The 20,737-nt window shown below is 71.5% G+C and carries 19 protein-coding genes and 2 pseudogenes; 8 read left to right on the top strand and 13 right to left on the bottom strand.

Features of this window, described 5'->3' with window-relative positions:
- Window positions 1-41: 41 nt before the first annotated feature.
- From ACFYX4_RS18545 to ACFYX4_RS18530, 4 genes are all read right to left on the bottom strand, one after another.
- A complete protein-coding gene (locus ACFYX4_RS18545) occupies window positions 42-929 on the bottom strand; it encodes a hypothetical protein (protein WP_389333711.1) in 888 nt (295 codons plus the stop codon).
- A gap of 197 nt (window positions 930-1,126) precedes the next feature.
- Window positions 1,127-1,678 carry a DUF4232 domain-containing protein gene (locus ACFYX4_RS18540; RefSeq protein WP_389333708.1) on the bottom strand — a complete coding sequence of 184 codons (552 nt, stop codon included), beginning with the start codon at window positions 1,676-1,678 and terminating at the stop codon, window positions 1,127-1,129.
- Between the two features lie 954 nt (window positions 1,679-2,632).
- Window positions 2,633-3,931 carry a phosphatase PAP2 family protein gene (locus ACFYX4_RS18535; RefSeq protein WP_389334211.1) on the bottom strand — a complete coding sequence of 433 codons (1,299 nt, stop codon included), beginning with the start codon at window positions 3,929-3,931 and terminating at the stop codon, window positions 2,633-2,635.
- A 137-nt stretch (window positions 3,932-4,068) separates the two neighbouring features.
- The gene (locus ACFYX4_RS18530) at window positions 4,069-5,064 is read right to left on the bottom strand and encodes a DMT family transporter (RefSeq protein WP_389333705.1); all 996 of its coding nucleotides are present in this window, start codon (window positions 5,062-5,064) and stop codon (window positions 4,069-4,071) included.
- Between the two features lie 100 nt (window positions 5,065-5,164).
- Here ACFYX4_RS18530 and ACFYX4_RS18525 point away from each other — a divergent pair, with 100 nt between their 5' ends.
- Both ACFYX4_RS18525 and ACFYX4_RS18520 read left to right on the top strand, forming a co-directional pair.
- A complete protein-coding gene (locus tag ACFYX4_RS18525) occupies window positions 5,165-6,055 on the top strand; it encodes a LysR family transcriptional regulator (RefSeq protein ID WP_389333702.1) in 891 nt (296 codons plus the stop codon).
- Between the two features lie 89 nt (window positions 6,056-6,144).
- A complete protein-coding gene (locus ACFYX4_RS18520) occupies window positions 6,145-8,055 on the top strand; it encodes a glycoside hydrolase family 5 protein (RefSeq protein WP_389333699.1) in 1,911 nt (636 codons plus the stop codon).
- 59 nt (window positions 8,056-8,114) lie between these two features.
- Here the strand turns inward: ACFYX4_RS18520 and ACFYX4_RS18515 are convergent, their stop codons facing one another.
- Window positions 8,115-9,344, bottom strand: a complete 1,230-nt coding sequence (locus tag ACFYX4_RS18515) for a PucR family transcriptional regulator (RefSeq protein ID WP_389333696.1) — start codon at window positions 9,342-9,344, stop codon at window positions 8,115-8,117.
- A gap of 280 nt (window positions 9,345-9,624) precedes the next feature.
- Between ACFYX4_RS18515 and ACFYX4_RS18510 the strand changes: the two genes are divergently transcribed.
- Entirely contained in the window at window positions 9,625-10,503 is an 879-nt protein-coding gene (locus tag ACFYX4_RS18510) for a DUF4394 domain-containing protein (RefSeq protein ID WP_389333693.1), read from the top strand.
- A 219-nt stretch (window positions 10,504-10,722) separates the two neighbouring features.
- Here the strand turns inward: ACFYX4_RS18510 and ACFYX4_RS18505 are convergent, their stop codons facing one another.
- The 3 genes and pseudogenes from ACFYX4_RS18505 to ACFYX4_RS18495 form a co-directional block, all read right to left on the bottom strand.
- Window positions 10,723-11,010 (bottom strand): hypothetical protein, encoded by a 288-nt coding sequence (locus ACFYX4_RS18505; RefSeq protein ID WP_389333689.1) that lies wholly within the window; start codon window positions 11,008-11,010, stop codon window positions 10,723-10,725.
- Between the two features lie 82 nt (window positions 11,011-11,092).
- Window positions 11,093-11,605: pseudogene (locus tag ACFYX4_RS18500) on the bottom strand (IS5 family transposase); the annotation flags it as partial.
- 53 nt (window positions 11,606-11,658) lie between these two features.
- Window positions 11,659-11,985: a hypothetical protein gene (locus ACFYX4_RS18495; RefSeq protein ID WP_389333686.1), complete on the bottom strand. Its 327-nt coding sequence runs from the start codon at window positions 11,983-11,985 to the stop codon at window positions 11,659-11,661.
- Between the two features lie 128 nt (window positions 11,986-12,113).
- Here ACFYX4_RS18495 and ACFYX4_RS18490 point away from each other — a divergent pair, with 128 nt between their 5' ends.
- From ACFYX4_RS18490 to ACFYX4_RS18470, 5 genes are all read left to right on the top strand, one after another.
- Window positions 12,114-12,332 (top strand): hypothetical protein, encoded by a 219-nt coding sequence (locus ACFYX4_RS18490; RefSeq protein ID WP_389334229.1) that lies wholly within the window; start codon window positions 12,114-12,116, stop codon window positions 12,330-12,332.
- A 915-nt stretch (window positions 12,333-13,247) separates the two neighbouring features.
- Window positions 13,248-13,385, top strand: coding sequence for a hypothetical protein (locus tag ACFYX4_RS18485; RefSeq protein ID WP_389333683.1), 138 nt, complete (start codon window positions 13,248-13,250; stop codon window positions 13,383-13,385).
- A 96-nt stretch (window positions 13,386-13,481) separates the two neighbouring features.
- Entirely contained in the window at window positions 13,482-14,138 is a 657-nt protein-coding gene (locus ACFYX4_RS18480; RefSeq protein ID WP_286255235.1) for a PadR family transcriptional regulator, read from the top strand.
- Window positions 14,139-14,360: 222 nt separating this feature from the next.
- Window positions 14,361-15,095: an ABC transporter ATP-binding protein gene (locus tag ACFYX4_RS18475; RefSeq protein WP_389333679.1), complete on the top strand. Its 735-nt coding sequence runs from the start codon at window positions 14,361-14,363 to the stop codon at window positions 15,093-15,095.
- Entirely contained in the window at window positions 15,092-17,959 is a 2,868-nt protein-coding gene (locus ACFYX4_RS18470) for an FtsX-like permease family protein (RefSeq protein ID WP_389333676.1), read from the top strand. Before ACFYX4_RS18475 ends, ACFYX4_RS18470 begins: the two co-directional genes overlap by 4 nt.
- A 507-nt stretch (window positions 17,960-18,466) precedes the next feature.
- Here the strand turns inward: ACFYX4_RS18470 and ACFYX4_RS18465 are convergent.
- The 5 genes and pseudogenes from ACFYX4_RS18465 to ACFYX4_RS18445 all read right to left on the bottom strand — a co-directional run bounded on the left by ACFYX4_RS18465 (window position 18,467) and on the right by ACFYX4_RS18445 (window position 20,227).
- A complete protein-coding gene (locus tag ACFYX4_RS18465) occupies window positions 18,467-18,739 on the bottom strand; it encodes a DUF5994 family protein (RefSeq protein WP_389333673.1) in 273 nt (90 codons plus the stop codon).
- Window positions 18,740-18,852: 113 nt separating this feature from the next.
- On the bottom strand, window positions 18,853-19,269 hold the full coding sequence (locus ACFYX4_RS18460; protein WP_389333670.1) for a DUF5994 family protein: 417 nt from the start codon (window positions 19,267-19,269) through the stop codon (window positions 18,853-18,855).
- A gap of 39 nt (window positions 19,270-19,308) precedes the next feature.
- Window positions 19,309-19,464, bottom strand: a pseudogene (locus ACFYX4_RS18455) (acyl-CoA desaturase); the annotation flags it as partial.
- A 66-nt stretch (window positions 19,465-19,530) separates the two neighbouring features.
- The gene (locus ACFYX4_RS18450) at window positions 19,531-19,890 is read right to left on the bottom strand and encodes a hypothetical protein (protein WP_389333667.1); all 360 of its coding nucleotides are present in this window, start codon (window positions 19,888-19,890) and stop codon (window positions 19,531-19,533) included.
- Window positions 19,891-19,924: 34 nt separating this feature from the next.
- A complete protein-coding gene (locus ACFYX4_RS18445) occupies window positions 19,925-20,227 on the bottom strand; it encodes a hypothetical protein (RefSeq protein ID WP_389334208.1) in 303 nt (100 codons plus the stop codon).
- Window positions 20,228-20,737 lie beyond the last annotated feature (510 nt).

Here is a 20,737-nt window from a genome sequence, read left to right as displayed (position 1 = left end):
AACCCCAGGTCGCCGACCTGGGGTTTCAGCCGGGGGGTGGCTCAGTGGTCGTCGGTGATGCTGGTCGCGATGCCGTTGCTGATCACGACCTCGGCGGAGAAGCCCTTCTTGGCCGCCGTCTCCAGCTGGGCCTCGGTGCACTCGACGCCGCCCTCGCCGCCCGGCCCGGTGTTCACGGCGTCGCAGATGTCGTCGTACCCGAGGATCTTGGTGTCGTCGGCGACGAAGAACTGCTGCTCGACGCCCTTCATGTCGGAGACCGTGTACTTGCCCGGCGCCAGGTAGGAGACGTTGCCGAACCAGGTCCCGTTGACGCCCTTGCCCTCGTCGATGCCCTCGATCACGGTCTTGCCCGAGCCGGAGCTGCCGGAGCTGCCGGAACTGCCCGAGCCCGAGCTGCCGGAGCCCGAACCGGATCCGGATCCGGAGCCCGAACCCGAGTCGGAGCCACCGGAGTTGGAGCCGGAGCCGGAACCAGAGCCCGCGCTGCCCTGCTGTGCCGCGCGCCGCTCGGTCACCTGGGTCGCGACGCCGTCCTTCATCTCCACGTCGGCGCCCACCGCGCCCTTCTTGGCCGCCGCCTCCAGCTGGTCCAGTGTGCACGGAGCGTCCACCTTGGACCCCGCCTCGCCGCAGATCGTGCCGGCGCCGTAGACCTTCGTGTCGTCGGCGACCAGGAACTGCTGGTCGTCCTTGCCCGACACGGCCACGATGTACTTGCCCGGGGCGAGATAGGTGACCTTGCCGTTCGTGAACGAGCCGCTGACGCCCTTCGAGTCCTTGGCCCCCGACGCCGTCCCCGCGACCGCGGACGCGTCCGTTCCGCTCTTGCCGGACGAGCTGTCGTCGGAGCTCTGGCACGCCGCCATCAGCAGCCCGGCGGTGAGCGCGGCGGTGACGACGACGGCGCGGCGCAGGTGGCGGTTCATTACGGGAGGTTCCTTCCGGAGTGGGGGCGGTGAGAGCCGGCGGCGGTGCCGTCGGCTCCCCGCTCTGTGCTCATGATGAGGGGTTTCGGAGCCCTCGGGCCACGGCGGTCTCCCCTTCAGAACACCGCCGTGGCACAGCCGTGACACAGCAACACATCGACGACGTAAGGCAGTTCGTCGACGCGTCGCCGGGACTCCTACCAGGCGAGGGCGTCCGCCGGGTTGTCCTGCCAGTAGGTGACGACGGCGGAGCCGTTGAAGAAGACGCCGCCGTTCGGCAGCTTCAGGGTCTTCTCCTGGGCAGTCCCGTTGCCCTTCTTGTCGACGAAGATCACCCCGAGGGTCTTCTCGGTGCTGCCCCCTTCGCCGTCGGGGGAGTTCGTCGTGATGCCCGCGTAGGCCGACTGGCCGGGCTCGAGCGTCACCACGGACTGCGGCGTGGTCTCGTCGGCCCACGCCACCGGGGCCTGGGCGTCGGCGCCGGCCCTCAGGAGGGGGGCGCTGTAGGCGAAGCAGGGCTTGGTGCCGGTGTTGGTGGCCTTGAGCAGCAGGTGGTTGATCGGGCGGGGCACGTCGGTGACGGTCAGCGCGGTGTTCGCCGCGGTGCAGGTGACGACGGAAGCGGCCTTCGGCGTGGCGGCGGAGGCGGTCTGCCCGGCGGCCTGGAAGCCGACCAGGGCGAGGGCGGCCGCGGCGACCATGGAGGAGGCGGCGGCCTTGCGGGAGGCGGAACGAGTGGTGCTGCGCATGGGAGGACTGCTTTCTCTGAGTGATCCGAGTATTCGGAAGATGATCTTCCAGATGAGGATCGGGCGCGCCGGAAGCGCGATCCGTGGAAGGGGGGCCGAGCGGGGCCGGTCGCCGTTCGCGGCGAGGCGTCCCGCTTGCTTGATCCAAGCCTGTGCCACGCTCCGTCCCAGCCGCCATTCCATCGGGAATTCTGGAACGCTGGGATGCGGGAACCGCCTCTGACCAGCGCAAACGCGATGCGCCTGGAACGCCGGACGGAACAGGGGCGAGCCCGGGGGCCCCGGGGCCGGTGGGTCCTGCCGGGTCCGTCGGCAAGCGGAGGCCCGCCTGCGAGCTCTGTACATCCCGCACTCGAATGTCTGTTCGCGTTCCATCATCGCGAGGCCAGAGAACCGAACCCCGGGGGACCATCCGAGCCGTCATGCCGCAGGTGGCGCACCGGGCTTGAGGAAGGATGACGCCCCGTATGGGCACACCCGTTCCCCCGCGTTCCCGTACCGGAGCGCGTTCCCGTGCCGGAGCGCGATCCCGGGTCCGTGCGACCCGCCGGCTGCTGTGGCCCGTCGCCGCCGCCACGGGAGCCGCGCTCGTCGCCGGCACCGTCCAGACCCCGCCTCAGGGCCCGTCCCGGGCCCGCTCGGTCGCGACGCCGGACGCCGTGCCGGTCGCGTCCGTGAGCTGCGCGGCCGGGGTGTGGAAGGCCGGACGAGCTGACCTCGACCCTGCCCGGCACCGCCGAGTCCTACCTGGACGGTGCCGCCCCGGCCGGCGTCACCTCCTACTACCAGGTGCAGGTCTACGGCCAGGACGGGGACACGCCCGGACAGATGGGCTACGGAGCCGTCCCGGGCACCCGCCCGGCCGCGCCAGCCTCGGAGTAGGAGGCGCGGCCCGCGCGGGAGCACGGTGCGGCCCGCGCGGGAGCGCACGGAGCGGCCCGCGCGGGACGCGGCTCAGGCGGGATCGGGCTGCGGCTCCGGCTGCCGTGCCGGCGGGACCTGCGGTTCCCAGAGCCTGGTGGTCCCGGCGTAGCCGTAGATCACCGAGCCCATCGCCAGCATGAGAAGCGGTCCGAAGAGCCACGGATGCGCGGCCATCTGCATCGGCAGATAGCGGTAGCACAGCAGGAGCGCGGCGAAGACGGCCGTGCCGTAGGCGACCAGCCGGATCCCCGGCCGGTCCCAGCCGCGTACCTGCGAGCGCAGTGCCGCCTCGATCGTGAGCGCGAAGACCACGCCGGCCACGAGGTCCACGCCGTAGTGATAGCCGAAGCCCAGCGTCGCGCCGAGCGTGGCGACCAGCCAGAACGTCCCGGCGTACCGCAGGAGGCGCGGGCCCTTGCGGGAATGGATGAAGATCACGACGGCCCACGCCGTGTGCAGGCTGGGCATGCAGTTGCGGGGCGTGAGCGCGTCGTACGGCATCGTGTGCGGGGTGCTGATCGGCGGCGGTGTGTGGGGCCACAGATTGAGCAGCGCCCATTCCGCGCCGCCGGTGCCGGAGGCGCCAGGGCCGTAGGCGAAGACCGGCCCGACCACCGGGAAGACCATGTAGACGGCCGGTCCGAGGAGGCCGATCGTCAGGAAGGTGCGCACCAGGTGATGGCGCGGGAAGCGGCGCTCGGCCGCCACATGGCGCAGCTGGTAGAGCGCGACGACGACCGCGGCCACTGCGAGCTGGGCGTAGACCAACTGGAGGACGTAGTCGCCGACGGGGCGGGTGGCCTCGAGGATCCGGCCCGCCAGCCATGACGGGTTGCCCAGGGCATGGTCGGCGACCGCGAGGTACGGGTCGAGCACCGCGGGGCGGGTCTTCGCCGTGACGAGCAGCCAGGTGTCGCCGGTCTTGCGGCCGACCACGAGCAGCATGCCCAGCCCGACGCCCTTCAGCAGCAGGACGCGTTCCTCGCCGGTGCGGCGCGTGACGGCGACGACCGCGGCGCCCAGCATCACCCACAGCGCGCCGCTGCCGAGGAAGTAGCCGTTGTTCACCTTGGCGTCGACCGCCCACCGCGCCAGGGCGAGGACGACGTCGATGCCCACCGCGACACCGGCCGCGAGGAACCGCTGCCGCCAGCTGAGCACCACCGTCATCAGCGCCATGCCGGCGTACAGCGGTCCCGGCTTGGGCGCGAACACCAAGTCCGTCGCCAGATTGGCCATCGGCCCCGGCACGCCGCCGTAGCGGCGCGAGGCGATCTCCAGCGCGACGAGCAGGACGAACGCCGCCACACCCGCCGTGGCCCACAGGATCGCCCGTGGTTTTGATGTAGGTATCAACTTTTGGCCGCTTTGAGTTGTCCGGGGGCTTCGGTGGGTCTTCGGTGGTTCTTCACCGGGACGTCGGTGGGACGTCGTTGAGTCGTCGGAAGGTCGTTGGCCCGAACATGTTATCGGGGCGGTGAGGAGGTATCCGCGTGTCGCGTCGCACCGCCGGTGCCCCCGCCCGCATCGGTGTCGGTGTCAGCGTCGGTGTCAGTGCCAGTGCCCGCGCCCGTGTCGCTGCCGAGCTTGCGCCACCGCGTGGCCGCGACCCCCGCGAGCACGACGGCCGCGCCCATGACGACGCGCAGGCCGACCTCCTCGTCGAGGACGACCGCCCCCAGCGCCACCGAGACCACCGGCAGGAGGTACCCGACCGTGGCCGCGCTGGTCGCCCCCTCGTCCGCGATGAGCCGGTAGCTGAGGTAGAAGGTGATCCCGGTGCTGAGGACCCCGAGGACGGTGACGGCGAGCACGGCCCGCAGATCGACGTCGACGTGCGTCACGCCCTCGGCCGACGCGGCCGGAGCGGAGAGCACCGCCGCGGCGACGAGCTGGGCCGCCGCGAGGGCCAGCGGATCGCTGCCCCGGCCGGTCAGCCGGCTCCCCATGTACGCGAACCCGACGGCGTAGCTCGCCGACGCCCCCAGCAGGGCGAGCGCGCCCGCGCTCAGGAGTCCGGACTTCTCCCAGGGGGCGAGGATGACCACAGTCCCGGCGAAGCCGAGCAGCAGCCCGCCCAGGCGGACCGGGTGCGTCCCGCGCTCGGTGCCGACGGCGAAGCCGATCAGCACGGACCACAGCGGGGTCGTCGCGTGCAGCACCCCGGCCAGCCCGGAGTCGACGGTCTTCTCGCCGACGGCGAAGAGGAGGAACGGCAGCGCGTTGCAGAAGAGGGCGGCCACGACGAGATGCGCCCACGTCCGGCGGTCCCGCGGCAGCGACTGACCGGCGGCGCGCGCCAGGACGAGCAGCACGGCCGCGCCGAGGGCGGAGCGGAGGAAGGCGATCTGGAAGGGCGTGAGCCCGCTGTCCAGAGCCAGCTTGATCCACAGGAAGGCCGACCCCCACAGCAGGGCGAGGACGCCCATCCGTACGAGCGAGCCACTTCGGCCGTCGGTCATTCGCTCCGCCTCCCCGTGCGATCGATCGAATTCGCATGCTGCCGGGGAACTTCACTACAGGACAAGCGAAAAGTTCTGCACAACCTTTAAGCTCTGCTACATGCTCGATGTTCGACGTATGCAGGTCCTCCGTGCGGTCGTCACCAGCGGGTCGGTCACGGCGGCGGCCACCAATCTCGGGTACACCCCGTCCGCGGTCAGTCAGCAGGTGGCGGCGCTGGAGAAGCAGGCCGGGATTGAGCTGCTGGAGCGGGTCGGGCGGGGCGTCCGGCCGACGGAGGCCGGCCAGTTGCTCAGCGAGCACGCGGCCGTCATCAGCCGGCAGGTGTCGGACGCGGAGACGGCGCTTGCCGACCTGCGGGCCCGCGCCACGGGCCTGCTGTCGATCCGCTACTTCGCCACGGCCGGCGCGACCCTCGTCGCGCCCGCGCTCGCCGGGCTCCGGCGGGAGCACCCCGGCCTGCGGGTCGACCTGCGGATGACGGACCCCCAGGACCCGCTGACCGAGGTGAGGGAGGGCGGGGCCGACCTCGCCGTGGTGGTCCGGCCGCGCGGCCGGCCGCACGAAGGCGTTCACCTCGTCCCGCTGCTCGACGACCCCTACCGCGCCGTCCTCCCCGCGGGGCACCCCCTCGCCGCGAAACGGGTGCTGGATCTGACCGACCTCGCCGACGAGCCCTGGATCCGCGGCGACGGACCCGGCCCCTGTCTGGACCCCGTGATCGAGGGCTGCGCGGCGGCCGGCTTCAGCCCGAACTTCGTGCTGGAGAGCGACGACCACGCCACGACCCAGGGGTTCGTCGCCGCCGGCCTCGGGATCGGCCTCATCCCGGCCCTGGGACTGACACACCGTCACCCCGAGGTCGTCGTACGCAAGGTGCGAGGGCCGGAGCCGGTCAGGGTCATCCAGGCGGCGGTGCGGGAGGCGTCGTCGGGCCGCCCCGCGCTCCAGGCGCTGCTCGCGGCGCTCCGGGACGTGGCATCGCGCTGATCGGCCCGCCTGTGCTCGGGTCGCGCGGGTCTGGACTGCTGCCGCGCCATCGACCATGCTGACGCAGCCATGACAATGCTGTCTCCTGGATGGTGACCGTGCGCGGATCCTTCGTCAGAGCCACGCTGGCCGCCGTGTTCTTCCTGGTGGCCCTGACACCCGCCCCCGGGGCCGCCGCTCCCTCGCAGAAGGCCGCCGTGACGGACTGGACGGCGCCGCTCAGCACGCGGGGCCGCTGGATCGTGGACGCGGACGGAGACCGCTTCAAGCTGCGGTCCGGCAACTGGCACGGAGCCAGCGGCACGTGGAACGGCTCGGGAAGCACGGACGAGGACGCCGACCACCACGCGGGCGAGAACTCCGGCCGGATACCGCTCGGCCTGGACCGCGCCCCCATGGCCGAGATCATCGCCGGATTCCGGGAGATCGGGATCAACAGCGTCCGGCTGCCCTTCTCCAACGAGATGATCCACGACAGCGTCCCCGTCACGGACGACGCCGTCGCCGCCAACCCCGCCCTGCGCGGCAGGACCCCGCTCCAGGTGTACGACGTCGTCGTCCGCGAACTCACCGCCGCCGGCCTCGCCGTGATCCTCAACAACCACACCAACACCACCCGTTGGTGCTGCGGAATCGACGGCAACGAACGCTGGAACGCGAGCCGCTCCACCCGGGCCTGGGAGGACGACTGGCTCCTCATGGCCCGCCGCTACAAGGACAACGAGCGGGTCGTCGGCGCGGACCTCTACAACGAGGTGCGCCGCGACATCTGGGACGACCCCAACTGGGGACTCGGCGACGACCACGACTGGTTCGCCGCCTCGCAGCGCGTGGGCGACCGCATCCTGACGGAGGCCGACCCCGATCTGCTGATCATCGTCGAGGGCATCAACTGGACCGGCATCCCCGTCGACGGCCTGCGGCACGAGCGGCCCACCCTGGAACCCGTGCGCACCCTCTCGCACACGCTCGTCGACTCGGGCAAGCTCGTCTACTCCGCCCACTTCTACGACTACACGGGCCCGAACCACACCGGCGCCACCGGAACGGGCGAGACCACCGACCCCCGCTACCGCGACCTGACCCCCACCGAACTGATCGACGTCCTGAACCGCCAGGCGTTCTACGTCACCGCCGAACAGGACCGGCACTTCACCGCCCCCGTCTGGATCAGCGAGTTCGGCGTCGGCGGCCGCGAGGAGACCGGCGCGAGGCAGCGCGCCTGGTTCGAGAACTTCGTCGACCACCTGATCCGCACCGACGCCGACTTCGCGTACTGGCCGCTCGTCGGCTGGCACGAGAACCGCACCGGCAACGGCTGGGCCCTGCTCCACTGGGACGCGGCGGGCAACCGGATGGGCCCGTACGACGGTGACGACTGGCGTGCCGCCGCCTGGACCCGCCTCATCGCCGCCCAGGGCCGCGCCGGACGCGTCGACCCGGTGACGGACTGGTCGATGCTCAGCCCCGACCACGGCGACTTCATCGCCTCGCGGCGGATGCGCGCCCTGCCCGACTGGGACTCCGGAGCCCGCAAGGCCGTCTGCCCGGACGGCAGTCGCCTTCTCGGCCTGAGCCACACCGGCAACCGCGGCCTGTGCTCGGACGTGTCCGCCGGCCCCGTGTGGGACCCGGCCGCCGGACACAAGGTGGTCACCGACGAGCGGTACGTCCCGCCGGGCCGGGACTGGGCGACCGGATACACCAAACTCCACTGCCCCGACGGCCACTTCCTGACCGGCTACAGCGTCCGGGGCGCCGCGGTCTCCGCCGCCCTGTGCGTGGCCGCCTCGCCCGGCTCGCCCGTCGGCACGACGGGCCGCACTGTCTGGTTCGACCGTGGCGACGACAGGGGCGCGTCCCCGGAGGGCGGTGACTTCGCGTACGGCCGCTACAAGGGCCAGTGCGAGAACGACGAGTACGCGGCCGGGATCGCCTTCACGGGCCGGGTGGGCTCGTCCCGCACCCCCGACGCGTTGTACTGCGTACGGCGGAGCTGAACCACTGCTGTCGGTACGGGAGGGAGGGTGGACGGTGGGCGGTGACGCTCGGTGCGGCGTCAGGCCCACGCGCCCGACAGCCGTCGCGTCACGACGGCGCTGAGCGTGCGTACGCCGTGCGCCGAACCCGGGTCGATGCCGGTGAGTTCGGCGACCCGGCGCAGGCGGTAGTCCAGGGTGCGCGGATGGACGTTGAGGGCGGCTGCCGCCGCGCCGCGGTTCATGTCGTGGCGGTAGTAGGCGTCGAGCGTGGTGACGAGGTCCGGGCCCGGTGCGAGCCTGCGGTCCACCGTGCGGAGCCAAGCGTCGACGAACGGCACGTCCGCGACGGCGAGTTCGACGAAGACGTCCGCCATGGTGCACGGCCGTAATCGGCGGGACGGTTTCCCCAGCGGCGCGGACCTGCTGATCCTGCGGGCCCGTTCGAGGGCTTCGGGGAGTTCGTCGAGCGGCGCGGTGGCGGTGCCGGCGGCGCAGGGGCGGCCGAGCGTCTCCGCGAAGTCCCCGACGAGGTCCGCCACGGCGTCGGGCGCGGTGTCCGGTGCGGCGTCGGGCGCGGAGGGCAGCGGTATCGCCTCGTCGGCGCACGGGACGACGGCGATCAGCTCGCCGCCCCTCGTCCCGGTCTCCGGGTGCCAGACGACCGGCGCCCGGTGCGTCTTCACGAGCGTCTCGATCTCGCCGTCCAGATCACGGTCGCCCAAGGGGCTGTCCGGCACGCGGATCACCGTGACGGCGCAGAACTCGGGGAGTTCCAGCTCGAGGGCGGCGGCGAGGTCCGTGGCCAGGGGGTCGCCGGTCAGCAGCGATCTGGCCAGCAGGGCGACCTGTTCGACGTACGGCAGCCGGCGGCGCAGCACCGTCACGAATCCCTGCCGGTAGGCGACGATGCCGCGGTCGCCCTGCGGGGCGAACCAGGTCATCACCTGCATGAGTTCCTCGACATTGCCGCCGCGCAGGCTCTCGGCCGCCTCCTGGATGTCGCGCAGCATCAGCGTGGTGTGCAGCCGCAGCACCCGTTGCCGCGAGTCGGAGGACATTCCGGCGCCGGCCCGTATCTCGCCGATGGCCGCGATGTAGCGGAGGTCGTCGGCGGACAGTTCGCTGTTGTCCGGGGACAGCTCGATGGTGCGGCGGCGCAGCCACACCGAGTAGTCCATCGTCTCGGACCGGGCGCGGGGGTTCGTCTCCCACGAACGGAACTCCGGGATCTCGCGCCCGTACAGCTCCACCTCCCGGCGGGCGTTGGCCGGCGACTGCCGGTCCAGTTCGGCGAAGAGGCTCCCCATGGGCGGGAGCCTGCCATCGCGGGTGAACGGGTCGCCAGACGAAATCCGGACGTGATTTTGTCACTTCGCGTGAATCGACGTCCATTGCTTCGCCCCGATATTTGTCATGGTGCGCAAACTTCCCTGATCGAGGCGGTGTTGTGCCTCGAGACGGTTGTGGAGCTGCGGTGAAGGCGGATAGACAGGAGTCGCTGATACGCCGGAATTCGCATGCGCAGAGATTCGCGTCGCGTGTGCAATTTCCTTCGATGGCATTCGATCGAACGGGAGGAGAACGCTGATGAAAGCAGGAATCAGAAAGAGACTCGCGGCGGCGGCCGCGGTCCTGTCCGTTTCCGCGGCACTGCTGGTGAGCGCGCCCGGCAGCGGTTCGGCCGCCGGCACCGCCACGCCCAGCCTGCGGGCCTTCGGGCTCACCGGTGACGGCACCCTGATGGCCACCTTCACCACCGACCGGCCGAACGTGCTCGACTGGGTCCGGGCCGTCACCGGCCTGACCGGCGACACCAAGCTGATCGCCCTCGACCACCGCGTCCAGAACGGCCTCATGTACGGCCTCGGCGAGAAGGGCGGCATCTACACGATCAAGACCCCGCCGCAGACCTCCGACGTGGTGGTCACCAAGGTCTCCCAGCTCAAAGTGGCGCTGTACGGCACGAACTTCGGCTTCGACTTCAACCCGGCGGCCGACCGGCTCCGGGTGGTCAGCGACAACGGCCAGAACCTGCGGCACAACCTCAACGATCACACCACGGTCGAGGACACCACCCTGACCACCCCGCCCCTCACCGGGCCGGCCCGGGGCGTCACCGCGTCCGGCTACACGAACAACGACCTGGTCGCGTCCACCGGGACGCTGCTGTACGGCATCGACACCACGACGGACACCCTCGCCCTCCAGGCCCCGGCCAACAACGGCACCCTGACCACGGTCGGCTCCCTCGGCTTCGACGCCCAGCCCAACGCGGGCCTGGACATCTTCAGCGTCCTGACGAACGGCAAGACGACCTCGGTCGCCGCCTTCGCCTCCCTCACCCCGTACGGCGCAAGCACCCCGACGCTCTACAACATCAACCTGGTCACCGGCGAACCCACGCCGATCGCCCAGTTCCCCCTGAACATCACATCCCTGGCAATAACCCTCACCGGAACCTACTGACCCCTCGCCCCGGCCCGGCACCCCGTCGGACGACTGCACGTCCGGCGGGCAGCCGGCGCAGGGGCTGCGCGGCCGGGCGGCGACAAGCTGCGAGCTCGGGGGGCGTTGTCAGCAACTGCCGTGGCTCAGAAGAGCTCCCCGAGCCACGTCGGTCCGGGGACTCATGAAGTCCCCGGACCGGCTTCCTCGTTCGTGCGGGGTGGGTGCCTGCGCTCGCCGCTACAAGCCGCGCAGTGCCTCATGCAGATCGTCGTAGGTCACCCAGCAGTCAATGCTGCCGTCGTCGTACAGGCTGCCCATGTACCAGTCGTCGTCATGGAGGGGCTTCACGAGGCACAGGCTGTGGAATCCGAGGACGATCTCCGGGTGCAGCACTTCGTCGGGGGTTCCGGGGGTGCCTACCCACTTCACCGTCCGGTTTCGGTTGAGGGCGACAGCCTCTTGGTCCCCGGACACGGCGCGGATCTGCTGAAGAGACCATCCCGGGGGGAGCTGCGCGTCTGCCACCCGTGGATGATCTCATCCACCGGGTATGGGGCACCGCTGACTTCCCGCTCTTGCCTCGCGGTGCGCTGGCCACCCGCTATGCCATCGTGTGCTTGATCTGGCGCCGCCGCAGATAGCGACGGTTGCGGCGCGACGAATAGGCTTTATCGCCGCCGAGGTGATCGGGCCGAGTACGCGGGTGTCCGCCGGCGGGCCGCGGAACCCGGATCTGTTCCAGTACGGGGATCAACTGCGGGGCATCGCCCCACTGGCGGGAGTGAGCACCAGCAGCGTGCTGGTGGGCCCGGCAGGAGGTGGAGTCCACGCTGACCATGCTCCAGTCGATCAGTCCCTCGGCATCGGCGTCGGCCTGGACGGCCCGCAGGATCCTCTCCCACGTGCCGTCTGCTGACCACCTGCGATGACGGTCATGAACCGTCTTCCACTTCCCGAAACGGGACGGCAAAGCCCGCCGCGGTAGGCCAGTCCGCTGCCGGAACAGAATCCCGTTGATCACCCGGCGGTGGCACTGCCACCGCCCACCTCGACCCGCACTCCTCGGCAGATGTGGTTCCAGCCGAGTCCATTCCTCATCCGAAAGATCACCCCGCCTCACGACGACCGAAACGATCCACCAAGGGGCCGGTCATGCGACCCATCGGACACGGCCTAGCCATCCTCCCGGCCGGGAAGTGGTGCGCCATGGAGGAACGCTCGATAGGCGTCCGCGGCGTCAGCCTCCACGGTCGGTACTTCTGGTCCGTACCGTGTGTCGCTCCGGTCGCGTTTCGGTCCGGAGATCCAGAAAGCCTCGTCGGTCTCGGTGTCGTAGAAGTTCGCGTCGAACAAGCCGAGACCTGTGGCGCGTCGCAGGGTCCGTCCTTGGAAGCGGGCGGTCTTCCAGCTCTTGGAGAAGTCCACCCATCCGATCCATGAGGGTCCGCGGTCGGTGTCGTAACCCGTCTTGAGCTGCACGAACATGATTCGGCGTGGCATGGTCCCAGCTTGGCCGGTCGTGCTGCGCCAGCAAACCGAGTTTTGTGAATCGATCCGACAGCCCAAGTTCCAGCCTGGCAAGTCAACCTATCAGGAGGCGAGTTGAACGACTCAGATGCAAAAACCCTGTGCGCGTACTCCGTGTTGACGCCTCGACCGCGAGGATCCCGCTCACCGAAGCGCCGGTGCCGAAGGTGCGCGACCGGCAGGCCGGTGAGATCGCCAAGGACGCCGTGAGCGGTGAGGCGTTGATGACCATCGGCTTCGTCTGCATCGACGAGGGCCAGTCGTCGTTGATCCACGTGATTTCGAGGCGGCTTCCACCGACGGCGCTTGCGCGGCCATAGGGCAGCTGAACCGGGCAGATTCGTTGTCAGGCGGCAGGTGTGAGGGACTGGTTGCACCGTTGTTGACCGCGGTTGTCCGCTCTGAAGGGCACGCTATGGGCACGACGCAGTGATGGGGGAGATCAGGGCCTCCGGTTGGCTGCCAGAGACCGGGAGTGGCTCCGACTCGAACGGCAGCCGAGTGAGGCCGTCGCGACTGCACACATGGCGTCTCCCGGATGCACTGGCGCGCATCAAGCATCCTGCTGCGAGTGGAGGACTCCTTGGGCCTCGATGCGCACGAGGCCGATGCGCACGAGGCCGATGCGCACGAGGCCGATGCGCACGAGGCTGATGCGCACGAGGGCGAGGGCGCGCCCCGCGCCGTGCGGAGCGCCGGCGCCTTCGGGCCGGAGGCCGCCGCCGTGAGGCACCCCTCCGGGCCGCCCACCATCCCGTCCGTCCCGCGCCCGCCGGCCCCCTCGCGCCCGGCCACGGCGACGATCTCCCCCGCACCGCCCGCTCCCGCTCCCGCTCCCGCTCCCGCTCCCGCTCCCGCTCCGAACGGTTCCGCGGCCACGAACGCCGCACCCACCCCGCCCGATCGCCCGCCCGCCCCGTCGGCGTCGCCTTCCGCCGGACCCGCCGGACCCCCGCCGGACCCGCCCGTCCGGCGGCCCCCGAGCCGTCGGGGCCGCCCGACGCGCCCGCGCCCAGCGACTCCGCCTCCCTCGGGGGTGCCGGCGGGGGAGGGTCGGGAGCGGCCCGGCCGACCGGCCGACCCCTCCGGCTCGCCGTCCTCCACGAGCCCGGTGAAGCCCGCTCGTACTAAAACGGCAACAGAGGAGGAGCCCGCCGAGGAGCCGGACGAGGGGGTCGAGGCGGTACCCAAGACGGACGCCCCGGCCGCCGAGGCACTCGCCCGCGGAGCTGTCGGTGGCCGCTCACCGGACCGGCGCCGAGGCCCCCCTCGACCTCTCCGACCGGCGGATTCCCGTGTTCACACTGGGCGTGGGGCTGGCTCTGGCGGGCCTCGGCATCGGCTTCCTCGGGGTGCGGATGCGCCGCCGCTGAGCGGCTCGCGACGGCCCAGGTCCCCCTTGAGTAGGACCTCCGGCGTCCGCCTCAGGACGCTTGTCCACGCGGACTTACTCGGTATACATACTCGGTATGTCCATCCGCCACGGGCTTCTCGCCCTCCTCGAACACGGCCCGCGCTACGGCTCACAGCTCCGTACGGAGTTCGAGTCCCGCACCGGCTCCACCTGGCCGCTCAACGTGGGTCAGGTGTACACGACGCTCAGCCGGCTCGAACGCGACGGCATGGTCGTGCAGGACGGCGAGGACGAGGCCGGCCACCCGCTCTACGCGATCACCGACAGCGGTCGCGTCGAACTGCGCAGCTGGTTCGAGAACCCCGTCGACCGCACCAGCCCGGCCCGTGACGAGCTGGCCATCAAGCTGGCCATGGCCGTCGGGGCGCCCGGTGTCGACATTCGTGACGTCATCCAGTCCCAGCGCCGGCACACCGTGAAGGCCATGCAGGACTACACCCGGCTGAAGGCGCAGGCCCTCACCGCCGTGGAGAAGAACGGGGTCCGGGAGCGGGACGACATCGCCTGGCTCCTCGTCCTGGAGCAGCTGATCTTCCAGACCGAGGCCGAGGCGCGCTGGCTCGACCACTGCGAGTCCCGGCTGATCCGTCTCTCGTCGACCGCCCCGGCGGCGGGGCCGGAGCCGGCCTCGCCGGGGGCGGCAGCGGGAGCGGCGGGGACGGGGACGCGGGCGGGGGCCGGGGCAGAGGGGGCCGCACGCCACCGCCCGTGATGTCCGCCCTTCCCGACCGGCCTTGAGCACCCGAACGACCGGATCCACAGGGCCGACCGGATCCACAGGGCCGACCGAGTCCACCGGCTCCACCCGACCCACCCGTAGCACCTGAAGACTCCGAACCACCCGACCAGACCCATACCGTACGCACGGCGCCGCTGACGACCGTCCGTCGTACCGACGTCCGGCCGTTCGCCGGCGTACGCCCGAGGGGGAACCATGTCCACACAGCAGCCCGTGCTGCGTCTGCAGAACCTGACCCGCGTCCACGGCTCCGGCGCCACCGAGGTGCACGCCCTGCGCGGCATCGACCTCGACGTCCACCCCGGTGAACTCGTCGCCGTCATGGGCCCGTCGGGCTCCGGCAAGTCCACCCTGCTCACCATTGCCGGCGGCCTCGACACCCCCACCTCCGGGCAGGTCTTCGTCGAGGGCACCGACGTCACCGCCCTCGGCGTCAAGGGGCTCGCCGCCCTGCGCCGCCGCAGCATCGGCTACGTCTTCCAGGACTACAACCTCATCCCGGCCCTCACCGCCGCCGAGAACGTGGCCCTGCCCCGCGAACTCGACGGCATATCGGCCCGCAAGGCCCGCACCGAGGCCCTCGCCGCCCTCGGCGAGATGGACCTCGGCCATCTCGCCGACCGGTTCCCCGACGAGATGTCCGGCGGCCAGCAGCAGCGCGTGGCCATCGCCCGCGCCCTCGTCGGCGACCGCCGGCTCGTCCTCGCCGACGAGCCCACCGGCGCCCTCGACTCCGAGACCGGCGAGTCCGTGCTGGCCCTGCTGCGCTCCCGCTGCGACGCCGGAGCCGCCGGCGTCATGGTCACCCACGAGCCGCGGTTCGCCGCCTGGGCCGACCGGGTCGTCTTCCTGCGGGACGGCGCCGTCGTCGACCAGACCGTACGCAGCGACGCCGAGTCGCTCCTGACCGGCCGGGCGGCCCAGCGGTGACGACCTGGTTCCACTCCTGGCGGGTCGCGGTCCGCATCGCCCGCCGTGACGCCTGGCGGTCCAAGGGCCGCAGCTTCCTCGTCCTCGCCATGATCGCGCTGCCGATCCTGGGCGTGAGCGCCCTGGACCTGACCGTGCGCAGCGCCGAACTCACCCCCGCGCAGCGGATGGAGCGCACCCTGGGTGCCGCCGACGCTCGCTTCTCCGACGCCGGTGCGGCCGGCGTGGCCATCCTGCAGGATCCCGACGGCGAGCAGCACACCCCGGCCGGGGACTACGACTCGCCGGGCAAGTCCTGGCCCGACGGCCCGACCGATGTCACCAAGGCCATCCCGGCCGGTTCGACGGTGCTGACCGACAGCAGGGGCAGCGCCAAGCTGACCACCAGGCACGGTCTGCTCCAGGCCGAGGTCCGTGAGCTGGCCGCCGCCGATCCCGTCGCCCGGGGCATCATGCGGCTGCAGGAGGGCCGCTTCCCCGAGCAGAACGACGAGATCGCCGCGACCACCCGGTTCCTGGAGAGCAGCGGGCTGTCCGTCGGCTCCACCCTCACCGCCCGCGGCTTCGACCGCACTTATGTGATCAGCGGCTCGTACGAGCTGCCCAGCGACCTCACGGCACAGCAGGTCAACGCCCTGCCGGGGGCCTTCCTCGCGCCGTACGCCAAGGCGGTCGAGAAGGCCGGACTGCCGAAGCCCGACGTCTCCACCACCTACCTGGTGAAGAAGTCCGGTGGTTTCACGTGGAACACGGTCCAGGCGATCAACGCTAAGGGTGTCCTGGTCACCTCGCGCGCCGTGGCCCTCGACCCGCCCGCCGAATCCGAGGTGCCGCTCTACCAGAAGGAAGGCTGGGCCAACTACGAGAGCAGCGGGGCCGCCGCCGCCGCCGATCTCGCCGCCGTGGGCACGGTCGTCGGTCTGGCGATGCTGGAGATCTGCCTGCTCGCCGGTCCCGCCTTCGCCGTCGGTGCCCGTCGTTCCCGCCGCCAGCTGGGCCTCGTCGGCGCCAACGGCGGTGCCCGCAGCCACATCCGGGCCATCATGCTGAGCGGCGGCCTCGTCATCGGCGTCGCGGCGGCCCTGGTCGGCACGGTCCTCGCCCTGATCCTGACCTTCGCCCTCCGGCCGCTCCTCGAGGACTACATGGGGCAGCGGTTCGGCGGCTTCACCGTCAAGCCGCTGGAACTGCTCGCCATCGCCGCGCTCGCCGTCCTCACCGGCCTGCTCTCCGCGATCGTCCCGGCCGTCACCGCCTCCCGGCAGACCGTCCTGGCCTCCCTCACCGGCCGTCGCGGCGTGCGCCGCAGCAACCGCGTGCTGCCGCTGATCGGCCTCGGCGCCTTCCTGCTCGGCGCGGCCATCGCCCTGTACGGCTCGGTCGTCTCCGACCAGTTCATCCTGGTCGCGGGTGGCTCGGCCATCGCCGAGCTGGGTGTGGTCGCCATGACGCCCGCCCTGGTCGGCCTGTTCGGCCGGGCCGGCCGCTGGCTGCCGCTCTCGCCGCGCCTCGCCCTGCGGGACGCCGTCCGCAACCGGGGCCGTACGGCACCCGCTGTCGCCGCCGTCCTGGCCGCCGTCGCGGGCACCGTCGCCGTCTCGACGTACGCCGCGAGCCGCGACGCCCAGAGTCTGGCCGAGTACCGGGCCAGCCTGCCGTACGGGGCCGTCGCCGCGCTCGTCACCGAGGAGGGCGGCCGGGACGTCCCCGAGGTCCGCGACGCCGTGCAGCGGACGCTGCCCGTCGACGTCCGCGCCGACGTGTTCCGGATCGCCGTCGGCAAGCCCGGCTGCGCCCCGTATGGCGAGGGCGAGGGCTGTGGCCGCTTCGAGGTCGTCACCCCGCCGGCCAACGAGTGCCCGCTGTGGGTCAGCACCCCCGACGGCTCCGACCCGGCGGAGAAGTACACCAAGGAGCAGCGGCGCGCGCTCGCCAAGGACTGGCGCTGCCTCTCGCGCGACGGCCACGGCATCTACGTCGAGGGCGGTCTCCTCATCGCCGACGCCCCGCTCCTGAAGGTCCTCGGCATCGACGACCCGGGCGCGGCCAAGGCCCTCGCCGACGGAAAGCTCCTCAGCTTCCACAAGCCCCAGGTCGACAGGAACGGCACCGTCGGCATCAAGCTGATCACCGACCTGAAGGCCGCCGACCGCGCCGCCGAGCAGAACAAGCCGGTGCCGGGCGAGCTGAAGTCCTTCCCCGCCTACCAGGTGGCCGGCTCGCCCGACTCCTACGGACTGCAGAGCGTGCTCAGCCCCGCCGCCGCCAAGGCCGCCGGGCTGACCACCGTCCCCCTCGGCGCCTACTTCAGCACCGACCGGGTGCCCAACACCGAGGAGCGGCAGAAGCTCGACGCCGAGATCGCCAAGCTCGGCAGCAACGTCGAGCTGACCGTGGAGCAGGGCTGGGTCGACGAGAACGGGCTCATCCTGCTCGCGCTGACCGTCTTCGCCGGCCTGGTCACCATCGGTGCGGCCGGCATCGCCACCGGTCTCGCCCAGGCCGACGCGGAGGCCGATCTCAAGACGCTCGCAGCGGTCGGCGCCCCGCCCCGGGTGCGCCGCACGCTCAGCGGCTTCCAGTGCGGTGTGGTCGCCGCGATGGGTGTGGTCCTCGGCTCGGCTGCCGGTGTCCTGCCCGCAGTCGGGCTGCGGCTCACCGAGGAGCGCGAGCAGACGCGCTTCTACCAGGAGGCTCTCGACAATGGCTGGGGCGGTGCCGGTGACGCCCCGCCGTACGTGCCGATCGTCGTCCCCTGGGAGACACTCGCCGCCCTCCTGGTGGCCGTGCCCCTCGGCGCCGCCCTGCTGGCCGCGCTGGTGACCCGCTCGCGCGGGGCGCTGGCCCGCCGCGCCGCGCACTGAGCCTCCGTTGCCGGACCGTGCCCCTGGACGAGGGTGGATCACCCTCGCCCAGGGGCACACTGTGTGGGCAGGTCGCAGGAGAGCCCCCAGGTCCTCATCCTGGGCCAGGACGGGATGGCGCTCGGCGGCACTGACTAGGGATCACCTTCCGTCCGGGCCGTACTCCTTGGTCGGTCTGCACGCTGTCGCGAACCAGGTAGGGCGACAGGGCACGCCACGTGGTGGTGACGAGGTAGTCCCCGTCCGGAGGGAAGCTGCTCGAAGCCGGCCAGCGCTTCCGGGCATCTCTACCTCTGGGCGCGACGACCGTTGCGCGGCGCCCAATCTGGGGGTGCGGGAGTACTCGCAAACCGCAGCAACGACACCCCTATGAAACAAGCCCCGGGTCGCTGACCTGGGGCTTGAAGAAGAGCGGGTGAATGCGCTTCGGTCATCGCGGCTCGCGCCGCCTCGGGGGGCGTGTCCGGTGGGACCACGAGCAGGGAGAAGGGTCCTGGTCCCCTCGGGTCACGGCGCGGTTTCGTCGCCCACGGAGAAGACGTCGATGCGCACCACACGGTCGTCGACGGTCACCCGCGTCGGTATTTCGTCCCAGGCCGCGGAGTCCGGGCCGATCCGTGTGATCGGCCCGAGGCGCTCGGTCAGTGCGCTGATCAGGCCGGGCAGTTCGGAGGCGAGACTCCTGGAACGGGGCCACCACGCACCGTCGAGGATGCTCCGGCGTTCGTGAGTGGTGATGAGCCTGGTGATGAGCCGCAGAAGCGCCGTTCCGGGACGCATGGATTCGTTTGCACCGTCCGCCAGCAAACCGCCGGAGGCGGGGAATCGGGATCCGGCATCGTGCTCACCGGCCTTTTCGGGGCGGTCCTCGCGTCCAAGCTCCCCCCGGCGGGTCAGACGCGGTCGCCGAGCATGGCGGTCATGAGTGGTTCGGCCGCCTCCTCGGTGGTGTCGGGCGGGACGACCAGCAGGTCCCAGCGGCCGTGGCCGGGGGCGAGCAGGACGACGGTGCCCGGGGCGTGCGCTGCGACCGTCTTCCGCAGTCGTACGACCTGGTTGGCGACGAGCATCCGGCCAGGTGCCGCGGACCAGGCCGCTCCGTTCACCGTGACGCCGGCGATGTGTCCCCATGCGCGCGGCAGTGCGGCGAGCAGCTGCGGAAGCTCCGCCAGGAGGTCGTACGAACGTGGCCACCACACGCCGTCGAGGCGACGTGGCAGCGCGCTGTGGGGCGCGAGCCGCAGGCGGACGAGAGGGCGGATGGACGGTGCGGGAGGTGCGGGCGGTGCCGGTGGCGCTGTGGTGATCATGGCGTTTCCTTCGACGGATCGTAGAACGGTGGGTTCGGGTCAGGCCCGGCGGGCGGCGAGCCGGTCCGACGTGGGCCAGCGCACGTCGTGCACCCAGCCGAGCCGTTCGAGGAGTCGGATGACGGCGGCCGAGGGGTCGATCTGGCCCCGGTCAACGCCGTGCAGGGCGCTGGTGGGGTCGGCGTGGTGCAGGTTGGGGGTTCATGGTCGCGGTTCCTGTCCTCGGGCGGCCGTCCTACGACTGCCGGTGCTGGGCCGGCGTCAGCCAGGCTCGTCGGTGTGGGCGCGTCGTGCCTGGGTGTGGCTGGTGGCCAGCCAGGGCGACTGGGCAAAGGTCTCTTCACCGACATGCCCGGTGTCGACGGTGAGATGGAGCAGGGTGCCCTGCCCGTCGGGGCCCGCGGGGTAGCTGCGGGGCTCGTCGCAGCGGAGGTTCCGGCGCAGTGACTGCGCCACTCGTTGGGCGACGTCGGGGCTGGCGGCGATGATGCGGACCTCCGCGAGGTCGCCCACGGGGAGATCGCCGTCGGCGGTCTCGTACGCCGACGGATCTTCGCTTGTGCCGTGACTGCTGACGGGGCCGGTGCCTTGGCTGCGGCTTCGGCGGAGCGGCGCGGGCATGGACGTGACCTTTGTTCTGTCGGCCATCTCGGCCTCAACGCCCCGCGGTGTTGCGCGTGTTGTGCGTCGTCCGTTCCCTGTGGCGGCGCGGTCGGAAGCGCCCCCGTCCGCCGTCGCGATGGTCGCGACGGTCGAGCGCGGCGGACGGGGTGGAGTGCGATGGGGGCGGCGGGATGGTACCGGCGGCTCGTTCGGCGGCGGCTTGGGGGCCGGGAAGGAAGCGGCTGGAAGAACGCAAGGCGATCCTTTCGCTGTGTGCGGAGTCGAGCCGGTGGATCACGTACGCTCCGGCGGCGATGAGCACGAGGAGCGCGGCGATGCCGAGGTCGATGCCCATGGCGGTCACGACCTGACGGTCGGTCAAACATGAGAAGGGCTTGGGAGAAGGGGGCCTGCCGTGCCTCGGGCGCGTGGTGGTGCATGGGTGCCGATGGTGCCGCTCGAGCTCGTGGCGGCGGTGGTGAAGAGCTCCAGTACGGCCCTGCGCGGGTCGGACACCGGCCACGCGTCGGCGGCGGGGGAGGAATCGAAGGCCGGGGCCATCGTGCTGACCTGTCTTCGGAAGCTCCTGCGCTGCGCGGGACTTCCGGCGAAGTGTCTCGCCGAGGACGAGACCAGCGCGGAAGCCGGTGTGCGACATGCCCTCGGTACCTCCACCGTACTCCCGTGCGCCCCCGACTGTCGGGAAGCGGACGGAACCGCCGTATCCGCCTCGGCGTTCTCGTCCACCGGCGGTCCCGAAGGGGGACGCGGCCGCGGGAGTACGGTTGAAGACACCGAGGGCGTCGCGCGCCGACTCCGACACCGGTGCCGCTCTCGGCGACCGACGACGCCGGGCCGGCTCCGT

It is taken from the genome of Streptomyces sp. NPDC002328 (assembly GCF_042890065.1).
GTDB lineage: Bacteria > Actinomycetota > Actinomycetes > Streptomycetales > Streptomycetaceae > Streptomyces.
Note: the sequence above shows the minus strand (reverse complement) of the source record. Positions and strands in the feature narration are given on the sequence as shown.

Excerpts from the sequence above, each read along its gene's own strand:
- ACFYX4_RS18545 (WP_389333711.1), bottom strand. The coding sequence starts at position 929 with ATGAACCGCCACCTGCGCCGCGCCGTCGTCGTCACCGCCGCGCTCACC.
- ACFYX4_RS18540 (WP_389333708.1), bottom strand. The coding sequence starts at position 1,678 with ATGCGCAGCACCACTCGTTCCGCCTCCCGCAAGGCCGCCGCCTCCTCC.
- ACFYX4_RS18530 (WP_389333705.1), bottom strand. The coding sequence starts at position 5,064 with ATGACCGACGGCCGAAGTGGCTCGCTCGTACGGATGGGCGTCCTCGCC.
- ACFYX4_RS18525 (WP_389333702.1), top strand. The coding sequence starts at position 5,165 with ATGCTCGATGTTCGACGTATGCAGGTCCTCCGTGCGGTCGTCACCAGC.
- ACFYX4_RS18520 (WP_389333699.1), top strand. The coding sequence starts at position 6,145 with ATGGTGACCGTGCGCGGATCCTTCGTCAGAGCCACGCTGGCCGCCGTG.
- ACFYX4_RS18515 (WP_389333696.1), bottom strand. The coding sequence starts at position 9,344 with ATGGGGAGCCTCTTCGCCGAACTGGACCGGCAGTCGCCGGCCAACGCC.
- ACFYX4_RS18510 (WP_389333693.1), top strand. The coding sequence starts at position 9,625 with ATGAAAGCAGGAATCAGAAAGAGACTCGCGGCGGCGGCCGCGGTCCTG.
- ACFYX4_RS18495 (WP_389333686.1), bottom strand. The coding sequence starts at position 11,985 with ATGCCACGCCGAATCATGTTCGTGCAGCTCAAGACGGGTTACGACACC.
- ACFYX4_RS18480 (WP_286255235.1), top strand. The coding sequence starts at position 13,482 with ATGTCCATCCGCCACGGGCTTCTCGCCCTCCTCGAACACGGCCCGCGC.
- ACFYX4_RS18475 (WP_389333679.1), top strand. The coding sequence starts at position 14,361 with ATGTCCACACAGCAGCCCGTGCTGCGTCTGCAGAACCTGACCCGCGTC.
- ACFYX4_RS18465 (WP_389333673.1), bottom strand. The coding sequence starts at position 18,739 with ATGCGTCCCGGAACGGCGCTTCTGCGGCTCATCACCAGGCTCATCACC.
- ACFYX4_RS18460 (WP_389333670.1), bottom strand. The coding sequence starts at position 19,269 with ATGATCACCACAGCGCCACCGGCACCGCCCGCACCTCCCGCACCGTCC.
- ACFYX4_RS18450 (WP_389333667.1), bottom strand. The coding sequence starts at position 19,890 with ATGCCCGCGCCGCTCCGCCGAAGCCGCAGCCAAGGCACCGGCCCCGTC.
- ACFYX4_RS18445 (WP_389334208.1), bottom strand. The coding sequence starts at position 20,227 with ATGGGCATCGACCTCGGCATCGCCGCGCTCCTCGTGCTCATCGCCGCC.